Origin of the sequence: Streptomyces sp. NPDC091209 (assembly GCF_044757755.1) — a bacterium.
Classification (GTDB): domain Bacteria; phylum Actinomycetota; class Actinomycetes; order Streptomycetales; family Streptomycetaceae; genus Streptomyces.
In genome coordinates this window covers 90828-105297 of the sequence record NZ_JBIVVR010000018.1, presented here as the reverse complement: position 1 = coordinate 105297, position 14470 = coordinate 90828, and the positions used below count along the sequence as shown (strand labels likewise).

The 14470-nt window shown below is 68.5% G+C and carries 12 protein-coding genes and 4 pseudogenes; 7 read left to right on the top strand and 9 right to left on the bottom strand.

Features of this window, described 5'->3' with window-relative positions; translation table 11 throughout:
• The first annotated feature begins 105 nt into the window (after positions 1-105).
• Both ACIQRL_RS36620 and ACIQRL_RS36615 read left to right on the top strand, forming a co-directional pair.
• Complete coding sequence (locus tag ACIQRL_RS36620) at positions 106-750, top strand: TetR/AcrR family transcriptional regulator (protein ID WP_401339797.1); 645 nt, start codon at positions 106-108, stop codon at positions 748-750.
• A complete protein-coding gene (locus ACIQRL_RS36615; protein WP_401339795.1) occupies positions 747-1163 on the top strand; it encodes a transposase in 417 nt (138 codons plus the stop codon). The genes ACIQRL_RS36620 and ACIQRL_RS36615 overlap by 4 nt, the downstream gene beginning before the upstream one ends.
• Here the strand turns inward: ACIQRL_RS36615 and ACIQRL_RS36610 are convergent.
• Positions 1158-1829 carry a transposase gene (locus ACIQRL_RS36610; protein ID WP_401339793.1) on the bottom strand — a complete coding sequence of 224 codons (672 nt, stop codon included), beginning with the start codon at positions 1827-1829 and terminating at the stop codon, positions 1158-1160. The genes ACIQRL_RS36615 and ACIQRL_RS36610 overlap by 6 nt on opposite strands.
• 13 nt (positions 1830-1842) lie before the next feature.
• Positions 1843-3067 (bottom strand): annotated as a pseudogene (locus ACIQRL_RS36605) (RNA-guided endonuclease InsQ/TnpB family protein); the annotation flags it as partial.
• A 23-nt stretch (positions 3068-3090) separates the two neighbouring features.
• On the opposite strand from ACIQRL_RS36605, the pseudogene tnpA reads away from it, so the two are divergent.
• Positions 3091-3520 (top strand): annotated as a pseudogene (gene tnpA, locus ACIQRL_RS36600) (IS200/IS605 family transposase).
• 164 nt (positions 3521-3684) lie between these two features.
• Here tnpA and ACIQRL_RS36595 read toward each other — a convergent pair.
• Positions 3685-4431, bottom strand: a complete 747-nt coding sequence (locus ACIQRL_RS36595) for an SGNH/GDSL hydrolase family protein (protein ID WP_401339945.1) — start codon at positions 4429-4431, stop codon at positions 3685-3687.
• A 104-nt stretch (positions 4432-4535) separates the two neighbouring features.
• Here ACIQRL_RS36595 and ACIQRL_RS36590 point away from each other — a divergent pair, with 104 nt between their 5' ends.
• The gene (locus tag ACIQRL_RS36590; protein WP_401339791.1) at positions 4536-4901 is read left to right on the top strand and encodes a 2'-5' RNA ligase family protein; all 366 of its coding nucleotides are present in this window, start codon (positions 4536-4538) and stop codon (positions 4899-4901) included.
• A 304-nt stretch (positions 4902-5205) separates the two neighbouring features.
• Entirely contained in the window at positions 5206-6429 is a 1224-nt protein-coding gene (locus ACIQRL_RS36585) for an Ig-like domain-containing protein (RefSeq protein WP_401339789.1), read from the top strand.
• An 11-nt stretch (positions 6430-6440) separates the two neighbouring features.
• Here the strand turns inward: ACIQRL_RS36585 and ACIQRL_RS36580 are convergent, their stop codons facing one another.
• A complete protein-coding gene (locus tag ACIQRL_RS36580) occupies positions 6441-6605 on the bottom strand; it encodes a hypothetical protein (RefSeq protein WP_401339943.1) in 165 nt (54 codons plus the stop codon).
• A 273-nt stretch (positions 6606-6878) separates the two neighbouring features.
• Between ACIQRL_RS36580 and ACIQRL_RS36575 the strand changes: the two are divergent.
• Positions 6879-7255, top strand: a pseudogene (locus ACIQRL_RS36575) (transposase); the annotation flags it as partial.
• Between the two features lie 540 nt (positions 7256-7795).
• Here ACIQRL_RS36575 and ACIQRL_RS36570 read toward each other — a convergent pair.
• The 5 genes and pseudogenes from ACIQRL_RS36570 to ACIQRL_RS36550 form a co-directional block, all read right to left on the bottom strand.
• Positions 7796-8191 carry a methyltransferase gene (locus ACIQRL_RS36570; protein ID WP_401339787.1) on the bottom strand — a complete coding sequence of 132 codons (396 nt, stop codon included), beginning with the start codon at positions 8189-8191 and terminating at the stop codon, positions 7796-7798.
• 73 nt (positions 8192-8264) lie between these two features.
• Positions 8265-8762 (bottom strand): annotated as a pseudogene (locus tag ACIQRL_RS36565) (methyltransferase dimerization domain-containing protein); the annotation flags it as partial.
• A 577-nt stretch (positions 8763-9339) separates the two neighbouring features.
• Positions 9340-9915, bottom strand: a complete 576-nt coding sequence (locus ACIQRL_RS36560; RefSeq protein WP_401339784.1) for a TetR/AcrR family transcriptional regulator — start codon at positions 9913-9915, stop codon at positions 9340-9342.
• A gap of 126 nt (positions 9916-10041) precedes the next feature.
• Positions 10042-10164 carry a hypothetical protein gene (locus ACIQRL_RS36555; protein WP_401339782.1) on the bottom strand — a complete coding sequence of 41 codons (123 nt, stop codon included), beginning with the start codon at positions 10162-10164 and terminating at the stop codon, positions 10042-10044.
• Between the two features lie 1282 nt (positions 10165-11446).
• Entirely contained in the window at positions 11447-12880 is a 1434-nt protein-coding gene (locus tag ACIQRL_RS36550) for a hypothetical protein (protein ID WP_401339779.1), read from the bottom strand.
• A gap of 202 nt (positions 12881-13082) precedes the next feature.
• Between ACIQRL_RS36550 and ACIQRL_RS36545 the strand changes: the two genes are divergently transcribed.
• Positions 13083-14470 (top strand): putative T7SS-secreted protein (locus ACIQRL_RS36545; RefSeq protein ID WP_401339776.1); only part of this gene is annotated, 1388 nt, incomplete at its 3' end.

Genomic DNA, 14470 nt, shown 5'->3' with positions numbered 1-14470 from the left:
ATCGGCCCCACCGTCGGGGCCACCGGCGGATCTCCGGGGCGGGGCGGCGGCACCGCCATCGGACCGTAACGGACGCCCCCGTCCGTCCGACTGAAGTGAGAGACGATGGCCGGCCACTTGCCTCAGACCGTGCGCTCCGACGCCCGCGACAATCGGGCCCGCATCCTGGACGCCGCCCGCTCGGTGTTCGGCGAGGAGGGTCTGAGCGCACCCATGCGCGACATCGCCCGGCACGCGGACCTCGCCCCCGCGACGCTGTACCGGCACTTCCCGACCAAGCAGGCACTGATCGCGCAGACCTTCACCGAGCAGCGCCGAGCCTGTCACGCGGCCGTCCGCGACGCCCTCACGGACGCGGACCCCTGGCACGGATTCCAGAGTCTGATCGAGCGGATCTGCGAACTCCACGCACACAGCCGCGGATTCGCCGACGCTTTCATGACGGCCTTCCCCGAGTCCATGGACTTCACCGCCGACCGCGAGCGGACCATCCGCGCGATCGCCGAACTGGCCCGCCGTGCCCAGGAGACCGGCGAGCTCCGCCCCGGCTTCATCGTCGACGACCTGATCCTCATGCTCACCGCGCACCAGGGCCTCCAGCACGCACCCCTCCCGGCCCGGCTCACGGCCTCCCGCCGCTTCGCCGCCTACGTGATCGAGGCGTTCCGCGCCGCACCGGAGACGGGCGCGCCCACCACCCTGCCGCCGGCACCACGCCTGCGGCACGCGCACTCACCCACCACGCGGTGAACTCGACAACCGTGCCCCTCAGGGACCTGCTCGCCCGTAAGGACGCGGGGGTCGGCAAGATCCGGGTGGGCCGCGTCCTGATCGTCGCCAAGTTCACCCAAGGCCAGTGCCGGCCGTGTCCGGTCCGCACCCGCTGCACCACCACCCGCGAAGGCGCCCGGAACGTGGGCTTTCCCCAACGAAAACCCCGCGACCTGCACCTGTGCGTCCGCGCCGAGCAGCAGACCCCCGGCTGGAAGACCCGCGCCACGCGGTCCGCTCCGGAGTCGAGGGCAGCACCATCAACGAGTCGCCCACGGACACGGCATGCGCCACTCCGCTACCGAGGACAACCGAAAACCCACCATCCAAGATCCCCGGCAGAGGCCTATCAGTGCCGGGGCCACGGAGGGTCACCGAAATCGCGATCATGAACGGGCTCGCGGGGCGAGGAGGACCCGTTTGCGGAGCAGGTCGAAGTTGGCGCGGCCGAACATCTGGTGCTTCGCCATCTTGATCTTGTTGTTGTGGCCTTCGACGGCGTCGGAGCTGTTAGGCAGGCTGAGGCCGGCGACGACGGCGTCGAGGTCTTGGCCGAGGCCGGTGATGAGGGTGTGCAGGGCAGGTAGGTCGTCGGCCTGGACGCCGGTGATCCATTGGTCCAGGTCCCGGCCCTGACGGTTGTGCATGAGTTCGGCGAACGCGCAGACGTGGTCGGCGGTGCGGTCGCGTGCAGGGCGGCGGGCCAGGATCGCTCTGAGTCGCTGGGCCTGGTCGATGGCGAGACGTTCGGGGTGGCGGGTGAGCCAGCCGGTCACGTCCCGCACCGACGGTGCCTTGCGTGGCGGATCGAGGGGGAAGGCTCGTGGAGCCGGGCCACGTATTTCTTCACGACCTTCCCGCCGCCGGTGTAGCCGTGCTCGCGTATTTCTTCGAACAGGCGACAGGCGACAGGCGACAGGCGACAGGCGACGGGCGACGGTGCAGCCCTCGGCCCACCGCTGGGGGAGGTAGGGCTTGTGGGGGTCGAGGATGCTGGTGCGGCCGCTCCACCGTCCGACCAGGAGTTTGGTCCGGCCGGACGTTTGATGACTTGACATCCTCCCGGGCCTGAAGGCCCGGGATTCCCATCTGCTCCCACCGCGGTGACGCGGTGGGTTGCTCTTGGTGGGTTCCTGTTTCGCTGCGCTGTGCGGGCACGGGTGCCGGTCTTACCTGCGCTCCACAGGCTGACGCCGCCAGTCCGGCGGCCTTGGCGATGTTGACCGCCGCGTTGACGTCCCGGTCGAGGACGGTCCCGCACGCCGAACACGTCCACTCCCGGACGTTCAGCGGTTTGGGTCCGTCCTTGACGCCACATGCGGAGCACACCTGGGAGGTCGGTTCGAACCGGCCGATCTTCACGAGGGTGCGTCCGTACCGGGCGGCTTTGTACTCCAGCATGGTCACGAACGCGGACCATCTTCGCGTCATGGACGGATTTGGCCAGACGCGTGCGGGCGAGTCCTTTGACACACAGGTCCTCGACGGCGATCGCTTGGTTCTCGCGGATCAGCCGGGTGGAGAGCCGGTGGTGGAACTCGCGGCGTGCGTCGGTGACCTGCGCGTGTGCGCGGGCGACCTTCAGCCGGGCCTTGCCACGGTTGTTGGAGCCCTTCTGTTTGCGGGACAGGTCCCGCTGCATCTTCTTCAGGCGCTTCTCGGCCCGGCGCAGGAAGCGGGGGCTGTCGATCTTCCGGCCGTCGGAGAGGACGGCGAAGTGCCCGAGGCCGAGGTCGATGCCGATCTCTGGTGTCGTCTCGGGCAGTACCTCGCAGGCGTCCGTCTCGATGACGAAGCTCGCGAAGTACCGGCCGGCCGCGTCCTTGACGACGGTCACGGTGGACGGGGTGGACGGCAGCGTCCGGGACCAGCGCACGGGAACGTCGCCGACCTTCGGCAGTCTCAGTTTCCCGCCTGGCGTGATCCGCCACGAGGCGTTGGCGGTGAAGCGGATCGAGTGCCGGTTGTCCCGCTTCGATTTGAAACGTGGCACGCCCATGCGCGGGCGCTTGCCCTTGAGGCCGTCGAAGAAGTTCCGGTACGCGGTGTCCAGGTCGCGCAGGGACTGCTGGAGGATCACCGCCGAGACCTCGCCGAGCCAGGCCCGTTCCGGCGTCTTCTTCAAGGCCGTCAGGTTCTTGGACAGTTCCGCCGAGGTGACGAACGGCGCCCCCGCGGCGCGGGCCTCCTCGCGCACGCGCAGCGCGTCGTTGAAGACGACCCGCGCACACCCGAACGCCCTCGCCATGCGCTGACCGGCGCTCGGATACACGCGGAACGAGTACCGGAGCTGCACAGCGGCCACCTTAGCGTTGGCCCATGTCGCCACGATGGGAACCAAACCCCGATATCCGCACGGGTCGAACAGTCGTCTACAACCTGCACTCACACTTTGGTGTTCGCCACCAAGTACCGGCGCGGCGTCATGAACGACGAGATGCTGACGCGCTGCGAAGAGGTCATGCGCAAGGTGTGTAAGGACTTCGACGCGGAGCTGAAGGAGTTCAACGGCGAAACGGACCACGTCCACCTGCTCGTCCACTACCCGCCGAAGGTCGCCCTGGCCAGCCTGGTCAACAGCCTCAAAGGCGTCTCCTCACGCCGCCTGTGCGCGGAGTTCACCGGCCGGGTCAACCAGGCGATCATGCACGGTCGGTTCTGGTCACCCTCGTACTTCGCCGGCCCATGCGGCGGCGCTCCGCTCCAGGTGGTCAAGGACTACATCACACAGCAGAAGCGTCCGGACTGAGCGCGGGTATCCGTGGGCGCGGGTGGATAGTGCGGACCCGTGCCCACGGCCGAGGTTAGAGCAGTCCAGAGATGCGATTCACCCCCGGCCTGAAGGCCGGGGCACTCTCGCAAGATCAGAGGTAGGTCTGGGGGCGAGCCAGGCCGGCTCGCCCCCAGGGCAGGTCAGCTGTTGGCGTTGAGGACGGGGTAGTAGCCACTGGCGTGGCCGGTGGCGGTGGGGTGGTACGACTCCCAGCTCGGCGAGATCACCAGGGAATGCAGCCAGCTGTCGCTGGAGCACAGCTCATGGCCGCCGAACGCGGTGCGGACGTCTCCGAAGACGAAGCCGTGGGCGGCGGCACGGGCGGCGATGACGCTGTCGATGACGTCCGAAGCCTCGTCGATCTTGCTGTGCTTGGTGGCGCTGAGGCCGACACAGGCGACGTTGAGCGTATACATGTGCGGGTAGCCGAGCACGACCACCTTGGCGTTGGGCGCCTTGGCGCGGATGGCGTCGTAGGTGGCGTCGAGGCGGGCGGGGAGCGTGTTCTGGGCATAGCTCTCGGCCGTGTTCACGCGGTTGACGCAGCCGGTGTCCGAGCCGGTCACGCAGGTGGTCATGACGTCCGAGAACCCGGCGTCGTTGCCGCCGATGGTGAGAGAGACGAGGCCGGTGGAGGAGTTCAGCGGGGAGAGCTGGCTGTTCGTCACGTCCGTAGTGACCGCGCCGGAACAGGAGGTGTCGGCGAACGATGACGGGGCGTGGGCGTTTTTCCACAGGTAGGGGTAGGCACTGAGGCTGCGGTGGCAGTCTCCGCTCGAACTGTCGTAGTTCCCTGCGCCGTTGCCGGCCGAGTACGAGTCACCCAGCGCGACGTAGGCCGGTCCGGCGGCGTTCGCCGGACCGGCCAGCAGCAGGCCGAACATCATCGCGAGACCGAAGGCGACAAGGGTGGATCTCAATTTGACGCGTCTCACAGGACCTCCCTGAGCGGGAAAGCTGGCCCTCATTTGGTACAACAGGCAATCACTTGATGGAAGTGTTCATGTCAAAATTGTTTCCGTATTCAACATCACGTTTAACGTCACGGAAACACGCGCGGGCGCCGGGCCGCACGGCACCCTGGAGGAGGTGCGACGGCGCAGCGACGGCCGGGACGCCGGTCTTCGCCGCCCGGCTGGACGGGGTGCGGACCTTCCGCCGCGGGGCTTACCCCGCCCTGTCGCTCGATCCGGCGGTGCCCGGCAAGGCGCCGTGGGAGGACCTGCACCACGTGCTGCAGCAGCGGTTCCCGCTCTGTCGCGGGTCCGCCAGGAACTTCGCTCCGCATCCGTCCCTGGGTCGGGCCGGGGATCCGCGGCGCGTCAGCACCGACTGCGCCACCCGGCTCGACGCCTGACGGCGACCGTCTGGGAACTCGTCCTGCTCTCGCGCAGGGGCCATGGATCGATGCAGCCGCGCGCCACGATCGCCCTGGGCGCGGGCGAGGTCCGCCGGCTCGCCGCACCCGGCCGCGAAGCGCCCGGCCCGGAGCGCACGGCATGGCTCTCCGGGATCGCCGACAGGTAGGGCCATTACGCGTGAAACCCGCCACAAACCGACCCCTGAAACGGACTAAAGCGTAAAAATGCTTCCTTGGGGCCGATTACCCCTTCCGGTAACCAGCTCCAGGGATTCGATGACCAGCGGCATGGGAGAAGCGTTTGATCACCGTACGCAAGCGACACGTCGGGCTGATGGCTACGGCCGGCGCACTCGCACTCACGGCGCTGGGCGGCACCAGCTACGCCGCCACCAACGACACCGGGGCTCACCCGGGAACGCAGGCACAGACGCCCCAGGCGGGCGTCCAAGACGCTTCCGACGCCCGAATAGACATCACGCCTGGGCAAGGAGTCCACGGCGTCGGGATCAACGACCCCGTAAAGGTCACTGTCAGCAACGGCAGGCTCACCAAGGTCACCATGACCGCCGTCGCGACGGGTACCGAGATTCCGGGCACCGCCTCCGCGGACGGCACGTCCTGGAAGCCGAACGGCCCGCTGGAGCGGGCCACCAGATATCAGGTTGCCGCAGAGGCCGAGGACGCACAGGGGCGCTCCGCCATCGTGAACGCCGCGATCTCCACGGTCTCCCCGGCCAACGACTTCCTCGGGCACCTCTCCCCTGAGGACGGCTCGACCGTCGGTGTGGGTATGCCGGTGTCCTTCACCTTCGACAAGGCGATCGGCGACAAGGCCGCCGTGGCGTCGAAGATCCAGGTCAGCGCCAGCAGTGGCGAGCAGGTTGTCGGTCATTGGCTCAACAACAGCCGCCTGGACTTCCGTCCCGAGCACTACTGGAAGCCCGGCTCCACCATCACCGTCAAGGTCAGATTGCACGGCATCCAGAAGACGGCCACGTTCAAGATCGGCCGAAGCCAGATCAGCACCGTGGACGCCAGGACGAAGCAGATGACCGTCGTACGGGACGGCAAGACGATCAAGACCATCCCGATCTCGTCCGGCAGCCTTGAGCACCCGACGTACAACGGTCGGATGGTCATTTCGGAGAAGTTCAGGCACATCCACATGAACGGTGCGACCGTCGGCCTCACGGAGAAGAACGGCAAGCCTTCATACGACATCAAGGCCGTACCGCACGCCATGCGTCTGACCGACTCGGGCACGTTCATCCACGGCAACTACTGGGGTGCCGACTCCGTCTTCGGCAAGGTCAACACCAGCCACGGCTGCGTGGGCCTGAAGGACGTCAGGAACGCAGACGACGGCAAGCAGCCCGCCGCGTGGTTCTTCGACCACTCGATGACCGGTGACGTCGTGATCGTCAAGAACTCCGGAGGCAAGTCCACGGTGGCCCCGGACAACGGCCTCAGCGACTGGAACATGCCGTGGAGCAAGTGGGTCTCGGGCAGCGCATCCAATTGACGCCACCCCACTTACGCACGGGAACCTGAATCCCTTCCGCCAGGCGGCGGCCGACACGCTGCCGGCCGCCGCCTGCGGGGCCAGGGACGCTCGGACGGCCCTCGCCCCCGGAAGGTGCTGCCATCACCGACCTCGATCAGGATCCTGGCTCCGGTCCTGACGCCGATTCCCGGCATGGACGTCAGGACCTTCGAAAGAGGCTGGGCCTCCAGGAGTTCCTCGATCCGCCCGGCCAGAACTTCGCTGGTCAAGGACTGCGGTCAGGGATCCGGCCAGGGTCGGGACGATCAGCGCGGTGGCCTCGGTGGCCGGAACGGTGACGGTGTGCTCGTCCAACGGCGGCGGCGCTTTGATGGTCACAGCTGATTGATGTCGAGGAAGGTGATGGTCATGTCGAGCGGCCCGTCGCCGGTGCCGACCATGTCGTCGTTGGGCTCTGCCCGCATACGGAACTGCCCAGCGAGGACGCGGCGACGGAGCGGTTCCTGGAGTTCCAGGAAGTGCGGGGCCGGAAGTATCCGGCGATCGTGAAGCTGTGGTCGGACGCCTGGGCCGAGTTCGTGCCCTTCCTCTCCTTCGACGTCGAGATCCGCAGGGTCATCTGCAGCACCAACGCGATCGAGAGCGTCAACGCCCGCATCCGCAGGGCTGTTCGTGCCCGTGGGCGCTTCCCCAACGAAGCCGCCGTCCTCAAGTGCATCTACATCGCACTGATGAGACTGGACCAGACCGGAAGGGCCGCAAGCGGTGGACCATGCATGGGAAAGCCCCTCTCAACGCGTTCCAGATCGCTTTCGAGGGCCGTCTGACACCGAGCGATAACTGACCACTCAACAACCAAGATCAGCGGTTAAGTTGACATACCCTCAGGGGCCGGGGCCCGTCTTGGCGAAGGCCGAGCGGGCGCCCTGACAGTCGGTGGGGACTCGGCGGCCCGCCGAGGGCGAGGCCGAGCGGTTGTCGGCAGGGTGCCGGCCGGTGTTCGCGGGGGCGTGCTCGGGTCTGTCGACGTGTCGCGGGCGGGTCTGATCGCGATGGCGGCGCTGCCCGTGCTGACCGGGATGGGCTCGGACGCCTATCAGAACGAGGATGCCTTCAACGCGTCGTGCCGCAAGGCCATGCCGATCTGCGCGGGGGCGCTCGTCGTCGGAGCGGTGCTGGCGTTCTCGTTCGCCGGGCGCTCCGCGCCGGGCTGCCAGCGGCCGGAGTGCCGTACTCACGGCGCGCTCACGGCCTCGCCTCCGAAGGTAAGGCGGTCCGCCGCGGCAGGGCATGAGTCGCCCACGGCCCGGCGGAAGGTATGGGGAGTGGCCCGGCCGAGCGGCTCCCCATACCCCGTATCACCGCAAGGTGCCGGTCATTGCGCTCACTTGGTGGCGTACACGGCGGAGTAGCCGCCGATGAGGTGGTGTGCCTCCACCTTGGCGAAGCCGACCGACTGGAGCCACTGGGTGGCGTCGGCGACGGTGTATTCGGAGCCGCCCTCGGTGTCGATGAGCATGTTCAGCGACAGCAGCAGGCCGTAGGAGTTCTGGCGGCGCTCGTCGTCGATCATGGCGTCGTAGACGATCAGGGTGCCGCCCTCGGGCAGGGCATCGTAGGCCTTCTGGAGCAGGAACAGGCGCTGCTCCAGGTTCCAGTCGTGGAGGATCTGGCCCATGACGTAGACGTCGGCCTCGGGTAGCGGGTCGGCGAAGAAGTCGCCGCCGTGGAAGGCGAGGCGGTCGGCCAGGCCGTGTGCGGCGACGAACTCCTCGAACACGGGCTGGACGGGGGGGGAGTTCGAAGACGGCGCCGGTGATGTCCGGGTTGCTGCGCAGCACGGCGGCCGGGACGGCGCCGAGGGCTCCGCCGAGGTCGATGACGTGGCGGCGGCCGGTCCAGTCGAAGTCGGCCGCGAGGGCGCCGGCCAGCGGGGTGCTGACGCCGTTCATGCCGTTGAGGAAGTTGCGCCAGGCGACCGGGTCCTGGCTGAGGGTGGCGAAGAACGGGGCGCCGCTGTGGGCGACCTCGTTCTGGAGGGCGCCGGTCTTCAGGGCGTCGGTGAGGTTGTTCCAGAAGCCGAAGAGACGGGCGTTGGCCATCTCCAGGATTCCGCCGACGTACGACGACTTGGCGCGGTCCAGGAAGAGGTCCGCGGCGGGGGTGTTGGCGTAGGCGCCGGCCTCGTCACGGGTCAGCACCCCGAGCGACACGAGCGAATCGAGGAAGTCCGCGGCGGACCGGGAGTGCAGGCCCACCTTGGCGGCGAGAGAGGCGCGGTCGCGGCCGCCCTGGGCCAGCACGGTGAAGACTCCCAGCTCCACCGCGCTCAGAAGGGTCTTGGAGGCCATGAAGCCCAGGCCGAGCTGGAGGAGCGGCTCGGGGGTGATCGGGTCGTCGACCGACATGTTGTGTTCTCCACTTGATTCTGGAAGTTGAAGCATAAACATTTTTTAGAGCGTGCCTGTCTGGGCGGCTGCTGTGAAGGTGCCGCCTTGGAGGGGCGATTCGAGCGAGTGGGGCCGGACGGATGTCAGGCGCCATGTCGTATGACACCGGGGGAGCCGTAGGCGTTCCCGGTCCGGCCGTCTGTGGTGCCCTCTTGCGCGATCGGTCGGTCGCGCGTGCCCGAACGGGCAGACCTCTCGCGCGCCTCACGCCGCTTGGCGGAGGTTGTGGGCGCGCGGCCGACGTACCGGCTCGTGCCTTCGTGGCGTCACGGAGCGTGTGTCGTGATGCCTCGGCGTGAGGCCCCCGCCGGGGTGGGGCCAGAGAGTCTTCGTCCGGCCGCCGCCGTTCTGTGTTCCCGTGATGTTGGCGGACACGGGCGAGGTGAGGAACGGGTCCTTTCTGGAGTGATCGATACAAAATTGTGATAGGCCGAGCCTGGGGCGGAGGCGCGGTGGAGCGCAGGCGCTGGTGCGGTGCTCAGTCCAGTACTCGCAGCGCGGCGGTCAGGGCGTCTTCGACGAACTGCCGTCCCATGCGGGCCTGGCCGACGATGCGGATGCCTTGGATGAACGTGGTCAAGAACCGGGCCAGCTCCCGCGGGTCCTTCTCGGGAGGAAGTTCGCCCCGCACCTGTGCCCGTTCGAGGGCGTCGGCCAGGAAGGACTCGATCTGCCGGATCGCGGTGTTGACGCGCTCGGCCGCCGCGGGCTGGTCGCCGCACTGCGTGGAGGCATTGACCACCAGACAGCCGCGCGTGGGCTCGGCCAGGTCCGCCTCGATCATGGAGGCGAGCATCAGGCGGACCGCGGGCCTGAGCTCGGCGGTCTCCTCGAAGATCTTCTCCAGGCCGCTGCCCTGGAGAGTGGTGTAGCGCTCGAGGGAGCGGAGATAGAGCTGTTCCTTGGAGCCGAAGGCCGCGTAGAAGCTGCCGCTGCCGATCGACAGCTCCTTCAGCAGGTCCGGCAGTGACGTCTCTGCGTAGCCGCGGCGCCAGAACAGGTCCATGGCGCGGTCGACCGCCTGGTCGATGTCGAACTCCCTGGTGCGAGCCATGCCGACAGGGTAGCGCGCTTTATGGAGTAGTCAATCAACTATGGGGCCTGCCGCGTAGGGGTAGGGGGCGGTGCCACGGTCGGAGTGATCCGGTCCGGCCGTGGCACCGCGTGGTGGGGGCGCCGGTCAGATGCCGAGGAAGCTCTCGAAGTGATTGATCATGTAGGCGGGCTGCGCCTCCCGGATCCAGTGACCGGACTTGGGGACGACGATTCCGGGGACGTTCGCGCGGGCCTGTGAGATGCACAATCACAGACAAGATTCCCTGAAACCGTCGCCCGGCGGAAACCTCCGCGGCATCCCGCGCCCCCGGGGCGGCGCCGGACGACGCCCGTTGCACGGGAAGGCGCAGCAGCAAAGCGGACCGGTCGGCTACGGACGACATCATCCGTAGCCGGCCCACCGGGGGACCACCGACCGTGCTCGGCGCTCAGTGCGTGGCCCGCACGGCGCGCTCGATCAAGGCCGTCACCGGCTTCGGGTCGGTCACCATCGCCAGGTGCGGGGCGTTCACCTCGACGGTGCGGCCGTGCGCCCGGGCGGCCGTGAAGCGCTCGAGATCCGGGACCGATTGCCCGGTCGTTCTTGACGACCAGATGTCACGAAGGAATCTTCTTCTTCCGGGCAACCTTGATGATCTCCTCGGTGAACCGGTCGTTGCTCAGCGGCCATGGCGTCCGCCTGCGCCCTGGGTAGCCGGTTGTCCAGGAAGACGCTCGGGTACTGCGCCGGATCCAGACAGAGATCGATCCCCTGGGAACCGTCGGGCTTCGGGTAGGTCAGCGTCTGGACAGGCAACGGCGGGATCCGGTCGGGCTCCGGCCTCGACACCAGCTCGGCGAGGCTCTCGCCCTTGTCCGGCGCGAATGCGTCGACGTAGACGAGGGCCTTGACCCGCGAGTCACCTGGCCGACTGCCGGCCTGACTGCCCCTCATTGAGGGCCCCGCTTGCCTGACCGGTCATGCACGGCATCAGAGGGCAAGATCCACCGACCCGGCTTTGCCGGTGCGGCTGTTCCGCTGCGAGGCTCCATGAGCCCGCCCGATCGGCAGCGAGTGGAGACGCCGGTCGGGGGGACAGGCGGAGCAGCTGATCGTGCGAGTCAGTTCCCCGTAGCGTTCTCCGACTCTTTGCTCCCCCGCGGAGACTTGGGGCGCTGCGGGCCGCCACACCGACGACCCCTCCGGCGTGACGAGAAAACCCGTCGCCGTACCGCTGGACGACGCCGGGACACGAGTGGGCAGCGATGCCGATGCGCACGGACTGCCGCCCGCAGACCTCGCGCTCCCGCTTTCGCCCTGGGGGCAAGACCCGTGAGCAGGACGGGACCCGGCATCTTGGCCCCAGCGTGCCGGGTTCTCTTCCTTTCTTCCCTCTCGGCGGAAGGTGAAGGAGGGCCCGCTCCCCGGGCAGTGCTGGTGCCTGTGGAGCGGGCCTCCGTTCGTTGCGGTCACGGCCGAGTCCGTACATCGATGTAGAGCAGCTGCCGGAAGAACCACAGGATCCCTCCGGCAGCGTCAGGCACGGAACTCAGGCCGGAACCGTCAACCGCAAGTCCAGCACCGGGATGCCGACGCGGCCTTCACCGTCGGTGTACCAGCGCCAGTGGGCCTCCTGCGTCTCGCCGCAGACAAGCCCCGTCCAGCCCACACTGCACAGAGCGGCCAGTTCGGCCTCCTCCTGCGGACCCGGCGTGCCCGACACCACCACCAGCCCTCGCACAGGTCGGCGTGACGCGGCCGCGCGCACCGTGCCGTGCGACGCGAACGGCTTCGTCACCGAGGATGTGGCGGCCTGCGGCATCTGCCGGAGGTTCGGCGGCACGGCGAGCGGCGGCGCGTCGGCCGAGCCGCGCAGCACCGTCACCGGCATGTTCGGCCGAGAGCGGGCGATCTCCGCCAGCAGGTTCTGCACGACGTCACGGGCAACGCCCCGATCGCCGCTGACACTCAGGACGCCGTCCAGGCGGCTGAGGTCCACGAACACGGGCCGGTCCGCCTCGTCCGTGCCCGCCCGGACCAGGCACGCGGTGGTGAGTGCGGACCGTGAGGTCACGCCGTCATCGCCGCCCGCCGCCCGGAGACCAGGTGCACCGGCGGTACGACGCCAGCGAGTGCTGTCGACGCTCGCCCACGGGGCGTCGGCAGCATCGGAGGCGGACAGCCACACCGTCACACCGGCGTCGTCCACGCTGAGCGCGTGCACCGGCTTCTCCGGTTCCCGGTCCGTCCCCGCGAACTCGCCGAGGGTGTTGTAGGCCCGCTGCACCGAATCGCCGTCCGCCTCGAAGCGGCGACTCGTCTCCTGCCGCTGCGCCAGCCGCCGGCGCCGGCGTATGGGCGCGCCGAGCGCGCGGACCCCCCGCCCGACGGCGCCGGATGCGGCCCGCACCTTACGACGGCCCACGATGCCCGCGGTGATCAGGGCGAGCAGGACCGCACCGAACAGCGCGACCGCCGCGGTCAGGGGGATGGTGAGCACTGTGGACTGCGCATCGCCCGTCCCCGACGAGGCCGTCCCCGAGGCCGGGGGAGCGGAGGCGCTGTTTCCGCCTCCGGTGTCTCTGGCCAGTTGAACGCCGGGGCCGGACGCGTCCTGCGGCAGGCGCAGGATCCAGCCCGGATGCAGTTGGTCGCCGAGGCTGTTGAGGACGGCCCCGTCCTTCTGTGCCTGCCCGCGGTTGAGTTCGAAGATCTCGTCGGCCCGTCCCGCGCCGCCCAGCGTCGCGGCGGCGATCGACTGCAGGGTGGCGAGCTGCCCGCCGGTCTGCGCGGGGTCCTGGACCACGAACACCTTGATGAGATCGTCGGCGGACGGCGCCGCCTCGGCGGAGCGGGTTGTGCCGAGGACGACAAGGCACGCCGCCAGCAGAGCTGTCAGGGCGTACAACAGCGTCTGCGGGATGCGGTGCCCCGCGGCAGTTCTCGCCCGGTGCTCGGGCACTCGGCCCGCGCCGTTGCTCATCGTGTCCACCCTGTCGTCCGTCGTTGCTTGCACCGACTACACGGGGCCGCCGGGCAGAAACGTTCGACGCGGACGCGAAATTCATTGAACCCTTCGTGAGCCCGGTGCCGTGTACCTCGGGATCGCACGCCACACGCACAGGACCGGGGGGATCGCCATGGCACGTCGGCACTCGAGTCCAGAGGACTTCCGGCTCCTGGGCATGGACTCTGACCCGACGCCCGGCGACCCGGAACTCATCCAGGGCATCGTCAAGCGCTACCAAGACATCGGCGACGCCGCCGAGAGGGCGTTCAACGTCGTGAAGAAGGACGGAGCCATATCCAAGGGCTCCGGTGACGCGATGGACCAGCTCAATTCGAAGATCGGTGACGATCTGCCGGACAAGCTGACCAAGACGAGGACGTCGTACCACGACGCGGCCCAGGCCTACAACGAGTACATACCGCGGCTGTTGGAGGCGCAGGGCTCCTTCGACCAGGCCGTGGACCGGGCGCGGGCCGCCGCACCGCAGGCGAACCAGACCCCGAAGCAGCTGAGCGCGACCCCGACCGACGACGAACGGGCACAGGCGCGAGCGACCCAGGACGCCATCGACACGGGCCAGGCCGAGTTGAGCGCGGCCAGAAGTCTCGCGGAGCAGGCGAGAACACTGCGCGAGAGCGCGCAGCGTCGGTGCGCCGAGGTGCTGGACCGGGCGGCGGAGGAGGCGATCCCGGAGCGGAACGTCTTCCAGAAGATCGGCGACTTCTTCAAGGACTTCCCGTTCGTGCAGATCCTGCTGTCCCTGCTCATCGCGGTGGTGGCCGTGTTCTTCCCAGTGGTCGGCGCCCTGCTGGGCGGACTGCTGTTCGTCTTCAACCAAGTCGTGGCCAGCCAAACGGGCGGGATCAAAGTTGGCGACTTCATCACCGGCCTGCTGGGCATCATCCCCGGCGGCTCGCTGCTCAAGCTGGGCGGTCGGGCAGCCGAGGCGATCAGCCCCGCCCTCGTGTCCGCGGTGAAGAACTCCGGCCTGATCAAGCAGACCACCGGCACCATCGCGAAGATCGGCGAGTCCCTCACCAACAACAAGGTCGTCGGAGGCTTCCTCAGCCATCCCGTGGGCAAGACCGCAACAGAGGTCGTGGGAAAGTTCCTCGGCGACTCCGCACAGGAAGCACTTGCCAAGGCCGCCAACCACGACAAGGTCACGGCTGAAGGCGTGTTCGCCGGAGCCGCAGCGGGCGCTGTGGCCGGAGCGATCTTCAAGGGCGCGGTGGGCGCCGTCGGCAAGGCACGGGGCAATCCGAGCGGTCAGTTCGGCGACACCGAGGAGCCTTCGATCGGCGACTCCCTCGGCAAGCAGGCATCGGACCAACTGGGCAGCATCATCGAAGAGGGCGCCACCCTCGGAGCGAAGATCGGCGTCGGCATCCACCAGGGCGGTGACCCAAACGAGGTCGCTGCCGGCGAGATCGCCAACTCGGCTTCGAAACTCGGCGTCGGCGCGATCGGCCGGGCCGGCGTCGGCCGCGGCATCAACAGCCTCACCGACAAGATCCCCTTCAAGGGGCACCCCCGGCCCGATGCCGGGGGTCCGGTGGAGGT